At 71.5% G+C, this 13,552-nt stretch carries 17 protein-coding genes and 1 pseudogene; 8 read left to right on the top strand and 10 right to left on the bottom strand.

The window, feature by feature from the left end; translation table 11 throughout:
* Window positions 1-125: 125 nt before the first annotated feature.
* Window positions 126-1,124 carry a LysR substrate-binding domain-containing protein gene (locus AB0O15_RS27355; protein ID WP_364323729.1) on the bottom strand — a complete coding sequence of 333 codons (999 nt, stop codon included), beginning with the start codon at window positions 1,122-1,124 and terminating at the stop codon, window positions 126-128.
* A 120-nt stretch (window positions 1,125-1,244) separates the two neighbouring features.
* Window positions 1,245-3,137: an ATP-dependent zinc metalloprotease FtsH gene (ftsH, locus tag AB0O15_RS27350; RefSeq protein WP_364323727.1), complete on the bottom strand. Its 1,893-nt coding sequence runs from the start codon at window positions 3,135-3,137 to the stop codon at window positions 1,245-1,247.
* Window positions 3,138-3,189: 52 nt separating this feature from the next.
* Between ftsH and AB0O15_RS27345 the strand changes: the two genes are divergently transcribed.
* The 6 genes and pseudogenes from AB0O15_RS27345 (at window position 3,190) to AB0O15_RS27320 (ending at window position 6,712) form a co-directional block, all read left to right on the top strand.
* Entirely contained in the window at window positions 3,190-3,438 is a 249-nt protein-coding gene (locus tag AB0O15_RS27345) for a hypothetical protein (RefSeq protein WP_364323725.1), read from the top strand.
* Window positions 3,435-3,695, top strand: a complete 261-nt coding sequence (locus AB0O15_RS27340; RefSeq protein WP_364323723.1) for a hypothetical protein — start codon at window positions 3,435-3,437, stop codon at window positions 3,693-3,695. The genes AB0O15_RS27345 and AB0O15_RS27340 overlap by 4 nt, the downstream gene beginning before the upstream one ends.
* A 72-nt stretch (window positions 3,696-3,767) precedes the next feature.
* Window positions 3,768-4,253: a hypothetical protein gene (locus tag AB0O15_RS27335; RefSeq protein ID WP_364323721.1), complete on the top strand. Its 486-nt coding sequence runs from the start codon at window positions 3,768-3,770 to the stop codon at window positions 4,251-4,253.
* A 316-nt stretch (window positions 4,254-4,569) separates the two neighbouring features.
* Window positions 4,570-4,743: pseudogene (locus AB0O15_RS27330) on the top strand (ThiF family adenylyltransferase); the annotation flags it as partial.
* Between the two features lie 94 nt (window positions 4,744-4,837).
* Window positions 4,838-5,794 carry a ThiF family adenylyltransferase gene (locus AB0O15_RS27325; RefSeq protein ID WP_364323719.1) on the top strand — a complete coding sequence of 319 codons (957 nt, stop codon included), beginning with the start codon at window positions 4,838-4,840 and terminating at the stop codon, window positions 5,792-5,794.
* A 60-nt stretch (window positions 5,795-5,854) separates the two neighbouring features.
* Complete coding sequence (locus AB0O15_RS27320; RefSeq protein WP_364323717.1) at window positions 5,855-6,712, top strand: alpha/beta hydrolase; 858 nt, start codon at window positions 5,855-5,857, stop codon at window positions 6,710-6,712.
* A gap of 15 nt (window positions 6,713-6,727) precedes the next feature.
* On the opposite strand, the gene AB0O15_RS27315 is transcribed toward AB0O15_RS27320, so the two are convergent.
* Complete coding sequence (locus tag AB0O15_RS27315) at window positions 6,728-7,378, bottom strand: hypothetical protein (protein WP_364323716.1); 651 nt, start codon at window positions 7,376-7,378, stop codon at window positions 6,728-6,730.
* Between the two features lie 73 nt (window positions 7,379-7,451).
* Here AB0O15_RS27315 and AB0O15_RS27310 point away from each other — a divergent pair, with 73 nt between their 5' ends.
* Window positions 7,452-7,997 carry a snapalysin family zinc-dependent metalloprotease gene (locus tag AB0O15_RS27310; protein WP_364323714.1) on the top strand — a complete coding sequence of 182 codons (546 nt, stop codon included), beginning with the start codon at window positions 7,452-7,454 and terminating at the stop codon, window positions 7,995-7,997.
* Window positions 7,998-8,017: 20 nt separating this feature from the next.
* On the opposite strand, the gene AB0O15_RS27305 is transcribed toward AB0O15_RS27310, so the two are convergent.
* The 3 genes from AB0O15_RS27305 to AB0O15_RS27295 form a co-directional block, all read right to left on the bottom strand.
* Complete coding sequence (locus AB0O15_RS27305; protein ID WP_364323712.1) at window positions 8,018-9,313, bottom strand: hypothetical protein; 1,296 nt, start codon at window positions 9,311-9,313, stop codon at window positions 8,018-8,020.
* Between the two features lie 263 nt (window positions 9,314-9,576).
* Window positions 9,577-10,386, bottom strand: coding sequence for a tetratricopeptide repeat protein (locus tag AB0O15_RS27300; RefSeq protein ID WP_364323710.1), 810 nt, complete (start codon window positions 10,384-10,386; stop codon window positions 9,577-9,579).
* Between the two features lie 244 nt (window positions 10,387-10,630).
* Window positions 10,631-11,263: a TetR/AcrR family transcriptional regulator C-terminal domain-containing protein gene (locus AB0O15_RS27295; RefSeq protein ID WP_364323708.1), complete on the bottom strand. Its 633-nt coding sequence runs from the start codon at window positions 11,261-11,263 to the stop codon at window positions 10,631-10,633.
* Between the two features lie 70 nt (window positions 11,264-11,333).
* Between AB0O15_RS27295 and AB0O15_RS27290 the strand changes: the two genes are divergently transcribed.
* Window positions 11,334-11,558 (top strand): hypothetical protein, encoded by a 225-nt coding sequence (locus AB0O15_RS27290; RefSeq protein WP_364323706.1) that lies wholly within the window; start codon window positions 11,334-11,336, stop codon window positions 11,556-11,558.
* A 90-nt stretch (window positions 11,559-11,648) separates the two neighbouring features.
* On the opposite strand, the gene AB0O15_RS27285 is transcribed toward AB0O15_RS27290, so the two are convergent.
* From AB0O15_RS27285 to AB0O15_RS27270, 4 genes are read right to left on the bottom strand one after another with little or no spacing between them, the layout of a single operon-like run.
* A complete protein-coding gene (locus tag AB0O15_RS27285) occupies window positions 11,649-11,843 on the bottom strand; it encodes a hypothetical protein (RefSeq protein WP_364323704.1) in 195 nt (64 codons plus the stop codon).
* Window positions 11,840-12,364 carry an RNA polymerase sigma factor gene (locus tag AB0O15_RS27280; protein ID WP_364323702.1) on the bottom strand — a complete coding sequence of 175 codons (525 nt, stop codon included), beginning with the start codon at window positions 12,362-12,364 and terminating at the stop codon, window positions 11,840-11,842. Before AB0O15_RS27280 ends, AB0O15_RS27285 begins: the two co-directional genes overlap by 4 nt.
* A 15-nt stretch (window positions 12,365-12,379) precedes the next feature.
* Complete coding sequence (locus tag AB0O15_RS27275; RefSeq protein WP_364323700.1) at window positions 12,380-13,306, bottom strand: hypothetical protein; 927 nt, start codon at window positions 13,304-13,306, stop codon at window positions 12,380-12,382.
* A complete protein-coding gene (locus AB0O15_RS27270; RefSeq protein ID WP_364323699.1) occupies window positions 13,303-13,494 on the bottom strand; it encodes a hypothetical protein in 192 nt (63 codons plus the stop codon). Before AB0O15_RS27270 ends, AB0O15_RS27275 begins: the two co-directional genes overlap by 4 nt.
* Window positions 13,495-13,552 lie beyond the last annotated feature (58 nt).

Here is a 13,552-nt window from a genome sequence, read left to right as displayed (position 1 = left end):
GCTACGACATCAAGCCCTTGACCTTGACCTTGACCTTGACCTTGACCTTGACCTTGACCTTGACCTTGACCTTGACCTTGACCTTGACCTTGACCTTGACCTTGAACAGCGCGGCGAACAGACAATCAGCTGGCTAGGCCTACTGAGCGCCAGCCGTTTTCGTCGCAGAGGCGGCGGGCCGTCGCTACCAGGGCCACCGCGTGGCGGGACGGGTTCTGGGCGCGCCACAGCAAGGACCACGGGTAGTGCGGAACGGCCGGCTCCAGCGGCAGCCAGACCAGGTCGGCGCCGGCGGCGGCCACCGAGCCGGGGACGCAGGCGACGCAGGTTCCCTGCAGGACCAGGTCGGCGGCGGCGCGGACGTTCTGCACGCTGCCGGGGAACATGGCCGGGAAGAAGCCGGCGGCCCGGCAGATGTCGGCCACGAACTCGTTGAACTCGGGGGCGCGGTCGTCGTCGGCCAGCAGCAGCGTCTCGTCGCGCAGGCAGGCGACCGGCACCGCGGACCGGCCGGCCAGCGGGTGGTCGGCGCGGACCAGCACGCCCAGGGGGTCGAGCCGGAACAGTTCGGAGGCCAGCGCGGGCGTCGCCCCGGTCACCCGGCCGACACCCACGTCGAGGCGGCCGTCGGCGAGCAGCCGGCACTGCTCCGGCACCCCGGCGGTCACCTGGTGGATCTCCAGGTCGGGGTGGGTGGCGCGGATCGTGCGCAGCACCGGGCGGATCGCGTCGTAGCCCTCGTCGAGCACCCCGATCCGCAGCGTCGGCGGGGTGAGGGCCGCGCCCAGCGCGACCATCGCGGCCCGGTCCACGTGTTCCAGGATCTGCCGGGCCTCGATCAGGAAGCGGGCGCCGGCCGCGGTCAGGGAGATCTGCCGGCCGGTGCGATCGACCAGCAGCACGCCCAGGGTGCGCTCGAGCCGCTGCAGCTGGGTGGTCAGCGCGGACGGCGCGATGTGTTCACGGGTGGCCGCCCGCCCGAAGTGGAGCTCCTCGGCGACGGTGACGAAGAACCGTAGTTGCCGCAGTTCCAGGCGTCCCGCCGCGACCCCGTCGGACATGGCCCGGACGACGCCGGGCGTGTTCCGGTCGGCACTGGTCAGGTGTCCGCTTCGGTGGGTCATGGGAGGGACCTCCTCGACAGCATCGATCGGCTCCGCTGCGAAGAAGTGTTATCGCTAACAATTCTGTAGTCAAGGCGTAAGAACTGAGAAACCTGCCGGACACGACTCCCCTGTTAGCGGTCACAACCCGGCCGCCTGATAGGCGGCCGTCATGTCCAGGGTCTCGGCCGCCAGCAGGGCCCGGGCCAGGCGATCGAGCTGGTCCCGGTGCTCGCGTAACAATCTGACCGCATCGTCGTAACATTCGTCCACCAGGGCGCGCACTTCCCGGTCGACGAGCTCGCGGGTGGCCGGCGCGACACCGTCCAGACCGAAGGGCGACTCACTCCCCGGCGGCGGCAGCACGGTCACCGGGCCGATCGCCTCCGACATGCCCCACCGGCCGACCATCTGCCGGGCGATGTTGCTGACCTGGTCGAGGTCGCTCTCGGCGCCGGTCGTCACCTCACCGAAGACGACCTCCTCGGCGGCCCGCCCGCCCAGCGCCCCGACGATCCGGCCGCGCAGGTAGGCACGCGAATACCCGTACCGGTCGGTGTCGGGGCTCTGGAAGGTCACCCCGAGCGCCTGGCCGCGCGGGATGATCGAGATCTTGCGGACCGGGTCGGCGCCCGGCGTCAGCATGCCGAGCAGAGCGTGGCCGGCCTCGTGGAACGCGGTGCGCTCCTTCTCGTCCGGGGTGAGCATGATGCCGCGCACCGTACCCAGGACGATCTTCTCCAGCGCGTCGCCGAAGTCGGCCGCGGTGACCGTCTCGTGCCGCCGCCGGGCCGCCAGCAGCGCCGCCTCGTTGACCAGATTGCGGAGATCCGCCCCGACCATCCCGGGCGTGCTCGACGCGATCGAAGCAAGGTCGACATCAGGATCCACCGGTACGCCTCGCGTGTGCACGCGAAGGATCTGCTCCCGCCCGGCCAGGTCGGGCGGGCTGACCGTGACGCGGCGGTCGAAGCGGCCGGGCCGCAGCAGCGCCGGATCGAGGATCTCGGCCCGGTTGGTGGCCGCGAGCACCACCACGCCCTCGCTCCCGGTGAACCCGTCCATCTCGGTGAGGATCTGGTTGAGTGTCTGTTCGCGCTCGTCGTTGCCACCGAGCGACTGCGCGCCGCCGCGGGCCCGCCCGATCGCGTCCAGCTCGTCGATGAAGATGATCGCCGGCGCCACCTTCTTGGCCTGCTCGAACAGGTCGCGTACGCGGCTCGCGCCGACCCCGACGATCATCTCGATGAACTCGGACGCGGACATCGAGAAGAACGGCACCCGGGCCTCACCGGCCACCGCCCGGGCCAGCAGCGTCTTGCCGGTGCCCGGCGGCCCGGAGAGCAGCACGCCGTGCGGGATCCGCGCGCCGAGGCGGCGATATCGCGAAGGGTCGCGCAGGAAGTCGACGATCTCGGTGACCTCCTGCTCGACCTCCTCGATGCCGGCCACGTCGGCGAAGGTGGTCCGCGCCCCGCCCTCGGGCGAGAACAGCCTGGCCCGTGACCGCCCGAATCCCCCGATGCCCGAGGCCGCGCCCGCCGCCGCCCGCCGGAAGAACCACACCATCAGCCCGATGATCAGCAGGGCCGGTCCGAACCCGAGCAGGAGCTGCTGCCAGATCGGCGCGGGGGCGTCCGGCGGGTGCGCGTTGACCGCCACGCCGTGCGCCTGGAGCAGTGCGAACAGGTTGTCGGCGGCGAAGGTGGGCCGCTCGGTGGTGAAGCGGTCGACCTGCTCGCTCTTCTTCTGACCCGAAGGCGTGTACGCGACCTTCTCGCGGAACGTGCCCTCGATGGTGTCACCCGTCGAGGTGATCTCGTCGACGTTCGCCCGCTGCGCCTGGGTGACGAAGAACGTGTACGACACCGTGACCCGCGGCTCGGGGCGCAGCAGCACCGACGTCACGATCCAGTTGAGCGCCAGCAGCGCGAGCAGCATCACCACCAGCCGCACCCAGGGCCGGCGTGGCCGCTCGGGCGGCCCGCCCTCCACGCGCCAGGGTTTCGGCTCGTCCGGCGCGGGTGCAGTCATGATCCCGGTTTACCCCGCTCCGACCCCGGCCGCCAACGTAGGGAGCCGTGTGATGCCCAAGCCGGCCGAGATGCTCCAGCGGCGTCGTTTCGACTTCGACGTCCTCGCCGACATGCAGTGCGCGACGTTCTCGTCCACGGCGTACGCCTCCGGTGACGACCTCGCCGCCCGCCGGCGGCCGATCCAGAACGCCACCGACGCCGGCCGGGCGAGCACCTACCACCTGGTGTTCCGCATCCCCACGCTGATCGGTCCGGGCCGGCTCACGCCGCGCTGTGGAAGGACCAGCGCGGCTACGTGACGCTGGGACACCTGGTGATGCACATCACCCGGATGCTGAACTGGGACGAGAAGGGCCGCGGCGGCGGCTACGTCGGGTGGAACGGCGAGGCCATCAAATACCACCGCAAGCACTACGGCGACCGCCCGCTCGACCCGTCGATCGTCTATCCGCGGCTGCCGCTCTGGCTGACCGCCACCGACACCACCGAGTCCTCGGGCTTCGAGATCATCACCCAGTCCGAGCCGCGACAGGATCAGCGGATCGAGTTCTTCTGATGGGCGACCTCGACTTCGAGATCCTCAGTTCCGATCAGGGGCCCGGCGCCGGCCGCGTCGCACGGCCCCGCGGTGACCGACCTCGACGTTCCCCGGCAACGGCTCGCCCGGCTGCGCACGATGATCCGCGACCCCGAGTCGCCCGGGGGATCCTCGCGGCCGGCCATCTTTCTCATCGTCGTCGGCGCGGTGATCGTGGGATCGGTCCTCTGCGGCTACTTCAACCTGGTGTCCCTGATCAATGACCGGCTGCCGGCCGACGGCCGGCCACGGCTGTCGTGGTCGTGTCCGCTCTCCCCCGACGAGGCGGAGTACCGGTGCTCGGTCTCGACCGACTCCCCGACCGAGGTGCTGTGGCGCCTGGACGGTCAGCCCGTGCTGGGTGGTGGCGTGGTGCGCGTTCCCCGGCCGGCTCCCGGCGAGGCCATGCCGATGGAGATCTGGCTGACCGACGGCGACCAGCAGTACAAGGTCGACTCCTTCAGCCTGGCCGGTCCCGAGCCCGAACCCGAACCGACCAAGCCGCCGAAGCCCCCGGACAAGAAGACCGGGCGCTAGCACATGGACGTCTTGCTCCTGGTGCTGCTGCTGTTCCTGGCGGTCGCTGTCGTGGCCGGTCTGGTGCGACGGCGGAGCAGGCCCCGGCCGAGGTGGAGGGCGGGTTTGTCGTTCTCCACCGCACCGATCAGCCGAACCCGATCGGGCCGGCGCAGCAGCCCTTCGACGGGCCGTCCTCGTCCCCGGTCGACTTCGAGATCACCGGAGCCCTCGTCAATCCCAAGGCCCGGTGCTACCTGACCGGGATGGAGATCGGATCGTGCACGTGCAAGAAGCACAAGGTCAAGTAACCGGCGTCGATCGGCACAGCCGCTCGATGCTGGCCGGCTACGACCCGGCCCGTCTCAACGCGGCGCGCGTGGCCGTCGTCGGGCTGGGCGCGCTCGGCCAGAACGTGGTGCAGAACCTGGCTCTGAGCGGGATCGGCAACCTGCTGCTCGTCGACTACGACGCGTTCGAGGAGCACAATGCCACCCGCTCGCCGTTCTTCCCGACCGGCGACGAGGTCGCCCGGCTGGGGCTCGGCAAGGCGCCGGTGGTCGCCAACCGGGCCGGCGGTCTGCGCGACCGCGGCCGACCCGTCGGTGCGCTACGCCGAGTCGCTCGTGCAGACCGCCGGCGACGGGGTGATCCGCTGGGCCGACGTGGTCGTGTCCGCGGTGGACAGTGTGTCGGCCCGGGCCTGGCTCGCCGAGCGGTCCCGCATCCACGGCCGGGTGATGGTCGAGGGCGGGTTCGCCGCCGCCGAGTTCAACCTCTCCGCCTTCCTCGGGACGAGCGGCGCGGTCTGCTACCGGTGCCTGAACCCGGGCCGGCAGTCGTCCGGCTCCTGCCGCGCCTACGCCCGGGCGGCCGAGAGCGTGTCGATCATCCCGGCCATCCAGACGTCGGCCGCGGTGCTCGGCGGGATGATGGCCGAGCAGGTGATCCAGATCCTGATCGGCAACCAGGAGTGGGCCGGGCCGCGCGCCTACGGCAACGTGCGGCACCCGGCGCTGAGCACGGCCGGGCTGCCGGTCAACCCGGACTGCCCCGGCCAGCACAACGTCCTGCCGGTCCTCGGCGAACTGGGGCCGGCCCCGGCGACCGTGGGCGAGCTGGCCGGCCGGTTGCGTGAGACGGCCGGCCGCGGCTGGTTGCTCCTCGCCGAACCGGCCATCGCGGACATCGCCTGCACCCGGTGCCACGAGATGTGCCGGGTCCGGGCGACCGAGTCGGCCTGGCTGGCCCGTCCGCTCTGCCAGGGCTGTGACGGCCCGTGGCCGCGGGCCGAAGCGGGAACGGCGCCGCAGGCCGTGCAGCTGCTGTCCCTGGACGACGAGGTGAGTGCCCGGGTCGGCGCGATCACGAGCGAGGCGATCGGCGTACGTCCGGGCGGCGCCGTCGTGGTGATGGACGGCGAGGGACAGCACGGCCTGGTCCTGATCACCGGTGACGCCGAGCGGGCGTGGCGGCCGGCGACGCCCGACCCGACGTCCATGACCGCGATCCGCCGCCACCCCGCGACGCCGGGACAACGCGTTTCCGCCGAGGACACCTGACCGAGCCTTGCCGAGCTCTACCACCTGCGGGAACGCGCCTATCGGCCGTAGGGTCTCGGCATGGAGACGCATACTCTCGCCGTTCCCGGCGCCGACCTGGTCTATGACGTCCGCCCGGCCGACGGCCCGCACCGGCCGCTGCTGATGATCGGGCAGCCGATGTCCGCGGAGGGTTTCGGCGCGCTGGCCGAACACTTCGCCGACCGTACGGTGATCACCTATGACCCGCGCGGTCTCGGCCGCAGCAAGCGCACCGACGGCCGGCTCGACAACACGCCGGCGCAGCAGGCGGCCGACCTGCACCTGCTGCTGGCGGAGCTCGGCCTCGGACCGGTCGACGTCTTCGCCAGCAGCGGCGGCGCGGTGACCGCCCTGGAACTGGTCACCAAGCACCCGTCGGACGTGGCGACGCTGGTGGCGCATGAGCCGCCGATCAACAACGTGCTGCCCGACGCCGCTCTCGCCGATCGCGGCCGGGCCGCCTTCAACGACGCGTACGAGGCCGGCGGCCGGGGCCCCGGGATGGCGGCGTTCATCGCGATGACGTCGTGGCCGGGTGAGTTCACCGAGGAGTACTTCGCGCAGCCCGTGCCCGACCCGGCGGCGTTCGGGCTGCCGGCCGAGGACGACGGCGACCGCGACGACCCGCTGCTGTCGAAGAACTCGTGGGCGGTCACCGACTACCGCCTCGACGTGCCGGCGCTCACGGCCGCGCCGACCCGGATCGTGATCGCGGTCGGCGAGGAGACCGGCGACACCTACACCGCGCGTACGGCCCGGGCCATCGCCGCCGAGCTCGGCCTGGCGCCGGTGGTCTTCCCGTCGCACCACGGCGGCTTCCTCGGTGGCCAATTCGGCTACGCGGGCAAGCCCCCCGAGTTCGCCGCCACGCTGCGCGGTGTGCTCGATCAGCCGTAGGTCGGGTCGGGTGTATCAGCCAAGCGCGAGGCGGTTTCCCCGGCCACCCGCGCCGAGAACCACGCCTTCGAGACGTCTGATCGCCCGCAGGGCCTCGTCGCGGTGCTTGGCCTGCTTGAGCCGGCCGGGGAGCCGGGCCACCACCGAGCGGCTGTAGGCCCCGCTCTGGCGCTCGCGCAGATCGGCACCCAGAAAGCTTTTCAGGTACGCCAGGTGCGCCGCGTTGAACGCCCACAGCGTGAGGCCGGCGCACGGCGTCCGCAACGCCAGCGGGAGGCCGAAGCAGCTGTCGACCAGCGCGCTGGGCACCCCACGGGAGTGCACCGTGACGGCCGCCGTCGTCACGTGACCGCAGTCGTCGCAGGTCACGTTCATCGTCCGGGCTCGCGGCGCCGCCGGCAGGTGCTGGCCGGCGCGCAGCGGACGACTGCACCCGCCACACCGGCACCGCGCCCGGACGCACACCGGCCCGGCCCATTCCGCCGGTTCCCGCCGGGCGAACCCGCACCCCGGGCACACCACCGACGCCGGGCACCAGCGCCGCCGCTCGTCGTCCCAGTCCCGCCGCACCGAAGCCACGGCCGCACATCGCGGGCAGGCGACCAGGAACTCCCCGGCGAACGCGTTCAGCCACCGCCCCTCGTCCACGAACCGCGTCTTGACCACGGCGCGAGCCTAGGCCCCATTTGGTGATGACCATTACGCTCTAGCGACGTTGGTCGATCCCTGAGGAGGCGTCGTGGCTCGAGCCCTGAACCTGTTGTCGACCGTGGTCCTGGCCTGCACCGCGCTGGTCGGGTTCGGCGGCCCGGCGAGCGCGGCGGAACCGGAGCCCGAGGTCATCGCCATCGACCTGCTGCTGGCCGGCTCCTACACCGATGCCGTGCGGGACGCGATGGAGGTCTGGAACACGAGCGTGCCGACGATCCGGTTCGTCGAGCAGGACACGCCGGCGGCGCTGCGGGTCAAGGAGTACAAGACGGCCAACGGCACCAGCTCGCACGTCTACATCAACGGCGCCGGGCGCGGCTGGGTCTACCTGGAGGTCGGCGACGCCGAGGTCTACCGGCCGTCCCGGATCGCCGTGCACGAGCTGGGCCACATCCTGTCGCTGCCCGACCTGGGGCCCGGCAGCCCGTGCGCCAAGGTGATGTCGGGCGCCTGGGCGGGCGCGGACTGCGTCAACGACCAGCCCGACGCCGAGGAGGTCGCCGAGGTCAGCGACTTCTTCGCCGCCCACGACGTCGGCGACCCGGTCCCGTGGTGGGGCGGGTTCGCCCGATAACCCGGCCTCGGCGAGCAGGGTCATGCCCCGGCGCGGCTGGCGCCCGCCGCCTTGACCAGGGCGATCGTCTGCTCGATGGTCTGGGCCCGGTCGGCCGCGAAGGCCTGGTCGATGACCACCAGCGGGTCGGCCGGGTAGACCAGCGCCGAGATGTGCAGGTGGCCGCCCGGGATGTCGGTCGCGCCCAGGGCCAGGCGCAGCCGGTTGGAGCGGTACATGCTCTCGTTCGAGAGGTAGTTGCCGCCACCGCCGGACTGGGCCTGCCCGCCCGGGGTCGGTCCGGTGGTCTTGCAGGTCACCGGCCCGGTCGGGCGGTCACCCGCGGCCCACTCGCAGATCTGCTGGTTGAGGCGGGTCGGCCACGGGGTGGTCCGCGCGTCGATCATCGCCTGGTAGGGCAGCGTCGTCTCGATGAACTCGGGCTGCGGGTCGGGCTGCGGCCAGCCGGCGGCCGACGGGATCGGCTCGGGCGTGCCCTCGTTGTTGTTGTCCGGGTTGCCGCCGCGCCAGGCCGCCGCCCACTGCTCGATGTTCATGGTGCCGCGGTTGCCCTGACTGATCGTCATGATCAGGTCGGCCCGCTGCCCGCCGCTGTCCCCGGCCAGATGCGGGCCGAACGCGTCCTCGACGATCCCCGCGTTGAAGCCGGACCAGGTCACCGGCAGCGCCACAGCCTGGATCTGGATCGTCTTCCGCCCCGCCTTGAACGTCACACCGTCCAGTTGCAGCGCCGACGCGCCGGACGGGTTGGAGCGCCGGATCTCATTGTTCAGCTGGTACGGGTCGAAGCCGCTGACCAGGACTTTCGTCACCGCTTCGCGGTTCGGGAAGGCGTTCGAGGTGATTCCGCGCGAGGCATATTCGAAGGTACGCAACAGAGCGGCGCGATCACCGTCGGAAACGGCGAACGACGGCCGCCACTGGCGCAGGTCCCGCGTACCCATCAGGCGGGCCCAGTAGAGCGGACGGTCGTCGTACCTCTCGATCGTGCCCATCCACAGCCGGCCCTGAGCCCGCTCCACCGCGTCGTGCCACAGGACCCGGCCGCGTTGGTTGAGCACCCGCTCGGCGGCGGCGACCGACCGGGCCCGGCACAGCTCCGCCCGCAGACCATCCACATAGGAGGTGAACCCGCCCGCCTCCACCAGCGCCGACGGCACCTGCTGACCACCGGGCAGCGCGGGCGTGTCGATCCGCGACTCCTCGAAGGTGGTCGAGGCGGTGCGGTCGAAACAGGCGGGCGGCGCGGCCACCGCCGGCGCGGCGACAAACGGTCCGGCCAGAGCAATGGCGGCCGCGGCAAGCTTCCGAGACATGATCAAGGTGACCTCCGATCGATGTCCGACGATCTTATCGATCCGCGACCCCGTCCGTCACCGTCCGCGTCTGTTGACGCTCTCACTACCCGGGGCCCACATCCCGAGCCACTGCTCGGCATCCCCGACACAAAACCGCTCCACCTCGCCAAACCCCAGCTTCGCCGCGAGCCGCACAGAGCCCACGTTGGCGGTCTGAGTGGCGAGCACCACCGGCTCACCGGGCATGACAACCGGGAGCCGATCCACCCACGACCCCTGACCTAGGGGGCAGCGCCCGACGGCCGAGCATGGTCGCTGATCTGCCGGTCGAGGTCGGCGACGACTTCGTGCTGGCGTAACGTCGCCCAATAGAGCCCCAGTGCCGCATAGGTCGTCGCCAGATTGCGCCGGGTGGTTGCTTCGCCGACGCGGTCACCGACCTCCAGCCGGATCGGCAACGCCTGCAGGAAGTAGGTCAAGGCCTGCTGCTGGTTGCCGAGCTCGGCGTGGACACTGCCGATGTTGTCCAGGGCGGTGGCTTCGCCGGCGCGGTCGCCGCCCTCCCGCTTGATGCGTAAGGCCTCCAGGAAGTAGGTCAGGGCCTGCTGCTCATCGCCGAGCCCGGCGTGCACCAGGCCGACATTGTTCAGGACGGCGCCTTCGCCGAGGCGGTCGCCGAGTTCCCGGGTGATGGGCAACGACTGCTGGAAGTAGGAAAGGGCCTGCTGGTGGTCACCGAGGCTGAAGTGCACCATGCCGATGTTGTTCAGGACGGCCGCTTCGAAGCTGTGGTCGCCGCGCTCGCCTCCGGCCGTCAACGCCTGCTGGTAGTGGGTCAGGGCCTGCTGCTGGTCGCCGAGCCCGTCGTGGACGATGCCGATGTTGTTCAACGTGTCTGCCTCGCCGACCCGGTCGCCGGCCTCGCGGTACCGATGCAGAGCCTGCTCGTAGCTGGCCAAGGCGGGCCGGCGCCGGCCGGTCGCATGCTGGGCCCACCCCAGGCAATAGAGGGCGTCAGCGTCCGGGCCGAAGGACAGCGTCGCCGACGCGATGGCCTCGACCGCCGCGAACCGGGACAGCGGCAGCCACATCCGGGACACCCGGTTCCCGGCCTTTCTCGCGATCACCGGCTCCCGCCCGGCCACCGCCAGCCGATGCACCTCGGCCCAGCGGTCCACCCAGCGCTCCGAGTCATCCGGAACCGGAGACCTCGATCCGGCCGGCGCATCAGCGGCATTCCTCGGACCGGCGTCGTCCACCCCTCGACCGTACTGACCACGATCGACCAGGTACAGGGACGATCATCCGGTTCGTTGCCGCGGAGCGGATGTCCCGTCAGGCGGTGGCACCGGCCTTGGCCGCGGCGCCCGCGATGACCACGTCCAGGCAGTCGCGGAACACGTCGTCGACGGTGCGGGCAGGTTGGAAGTATTCGGTCAGCGCGGCCATCACGGTGGGGTGCTGCTCGGTGAAGGCGGCCATGTCGAAGTCTTTCAGCGCCTCGGCGTCGGGGCGGGGGGCCTGCTCCTCGAGGACGTGGCCGACGGTGAAGCGCTCGACCGTCAGGACCGACACGCGGGCCTGGCGCAAGGAGACGCCGCGCGCCACCAGGGTGCTCATTGCCAGCTCGGAGATCGCCGCCATGGTGGTGGAGAGCTGAGCGGCGGAGATGACCCGGGCGCCGTCGGGGTGGGCCAGCAGCGCCCGGCGCAGCCGCTCGGCCAGGCCGCTCAACCACTCCGGCCAGGGTTGAGCCGGGTCGGGCGGTGACAGGTCGCCGAACTCCTGGTCGAGGATCGCGTCGGCGATCGCGGTGACCAGGGCCGCCTTGTTCGGCAGGTGCCAGTAGAGGGTCGGCGACCGCACCCCCAGCCGCGCGGCGAGCTTGCGCGTGGTCACGCCGTCCAGGCCCTCGGCGTCCAGCAACGCCACGGCCTCGGCGACGATCCGCTGTCGATCCAGCGCCAAATGTGCCACCTCCGCGGGTCACTCTATCAGTGCTAGAGTCCCTCTATCACTGATAGAGAAGGAGTCGGCGATGGCAACCAAGCACTCGTTCCGCGGTCTGCTGCACGGGGCCTCACATCGCGTTCCCGGGGTTCCGGCGCATGTCGAGCGGGCGGCCGGACATCAGGGCACTACGGACCAAGGCCGCTCGCAGCGCCCGTTGAACCGCAGGCGGAACCACTCGCCCGCCCGCCCTCCCCGGTTCCTGGCCGCGTGGCAGCGCCGGGTCGCCGCGTTCTTCGGTCAGGAGCGGTAGTAAAGGCGGCGGTGCCGCACAAGATCTCGATCTTCGCGCGGAGAGATCCAGGGGGCGGCCGGCTCGTCGTGGTGCCGTGACCGGCGGCCGTCAGGTGAGGACCGGGCGGCGGGGGCGGGTGCCGGTCATCACGTTGGCGGCGAGCTGGGCCGAGAACGTTGTCCACCAGCGCGCGTCCAGGCCGGTAGGGGTGGCCACGATCGCGCGGTAGATGTCGTCGGCGGCCGGGGCGGGCAGGGCGACCTCCTGGGTGGCCCAGGCCTGCAGGGCGTCGTCGAGGTTCATGGTTGCTCCACGTCGTCGTAGGTGCGGAGGGCCTCGGCCAGGGCGCGGCGGGCCTCGGACAGGCGGTAGCGGACCGTGCCGGCCGGCACGCCCAGGGCCGTGGCCATCTCGGCGCTGGTCAGGCCCCCGGCCGCGGCCAGGGTCAGGGTGACGCGCTGCTGCTCGGGCAACCGCCGGATGCAATCGGCCACGACCGTCACCCGTTCGGCGGCGATCACCGAAGTGCTGGCCGGCGCCGCCGCGTCGGCGGGCTCGGCGCGCAGGGCGGCGTCGGTCGCGGCGCGGGTCCGGGACTGGCGGTGCTCGTCGATCGACAGGTTGCGGGCCACCGTGAAGATCCAGGCCCGCTGCCCGTCGTCGGAGAGACCGGTCAGCTCGGGAAGTCGCCGCCAGGCGCGCAGGAACGTCTCCTGCATCAGATCCGCCGCCCGCCACCGGTCGCCGGTGCGGCCCACGAAGTAGGCGTGCACGGCGGTCCGGTGGGCGTCGTAGATCTTGCGGAACTCCACGCTGCGGTCCATGGGACGACCCGGACCTCAGCGCCGCGGTCCGTCGGCCACCCGGATCTGACCCATGGCGATCGTGGTCAGCACCTGCAGGGCCGGCACGACCTCGGCCGGCGCGACGACGTCGTCGAACAGGACCACGTCGGCCACCTTCTCGCGCAGCAGCTCGGCCGTGACACCGGCCGAGATCGTCACCGCGCCGAACGCGATGATGCTGATCGGATGGTCGAGCAGGCGGAAGTAGTCGGGGCCGAGCTCGACGTCCTCCAGGAAGACCCGCGGGTCGGCCGAGCGGTACCAGACCACCTGGCCCTGGGCGTCCATCCGGGCCTCGAGCTGGGCCTGGCCCGCCGCGGGGGCGATCAGCTGCCCGGCGATCAGGATCTGGTCGTACCCGACGTCGCCGATCTCCCCGGTGATGATCAACTGGCCGGCCGCGACCAGGATGTCGGTGGGCTCGCCGGTCAGGTTGGCCAGCGACGACCCGGACAGCTGGATCTGGCCGGACAGCGTCTTGACCCGGATACCCTCCTGGTGGCGGTAGTAGCTGACCGTCCCCACTCCCCCGCCCAGCACCCGGCCGAGCGCCGCCTCGCTGCCGCGGGGCGCGAACACCGAGCCGACCACGCTGATCCGCTGCGGCAGGTCGCCGGTCACCGCGCCGATGACGACCAGCACGCCGACCACGATCAGGATCTCGTCGGGCGAGCCGATGCCGTCCCCGCCGACGACCAGCGGGCCGACGTGCACGCGGGGCTTCACGCCGTCCGGGAGGAAGACCGTCGACCCCACGTCCTCGGCCGGGATGGCCGCGTACGCGCCGGCCAGGGACTCGGGCACGACCACCACGCCGACCCGGCTGATCCGGGTGATCGCCGCCAGCTGATCGGGGCTGGTCAGATGGCTCAGATCGAGCATCCCCTGCGCGTCGATCACGCCACGCTCGTCGTCCGTCATCGCGCGCCTCCCATCGCGTTGCGGGCGACCTCCGGCGAGAGCCGCGCCGCCATGGCCATCAGCCACTGTGCCAGCATGATCCGTGAGCGGCTCGCCCGTGGGGCGACCGGCGTTCCTCGCCGGGCCAGCTCGGCCTCGCGCCGCAGTTCCTTCATCCGGACCACCGCGAGCAGGTACATGTCCGTCATCCCTCTCACCTCTGTTTTCCGGTCTCCTCAGGTACGACGGATGACCGGCGGAAGTGTT

Origin of the sequence: Actinoplanes sp. NPDC089786 (assembly GCF_040684855.1) — a bacterium.
GTDB lineage: Bacteria > Actinomycetota > Actinomycetes > Mycobacteriales > Micromonosporaceae > Actinoplanes.
This window is presented reverse-complemented; position numbering and strand designations above follow the sequence as displayed.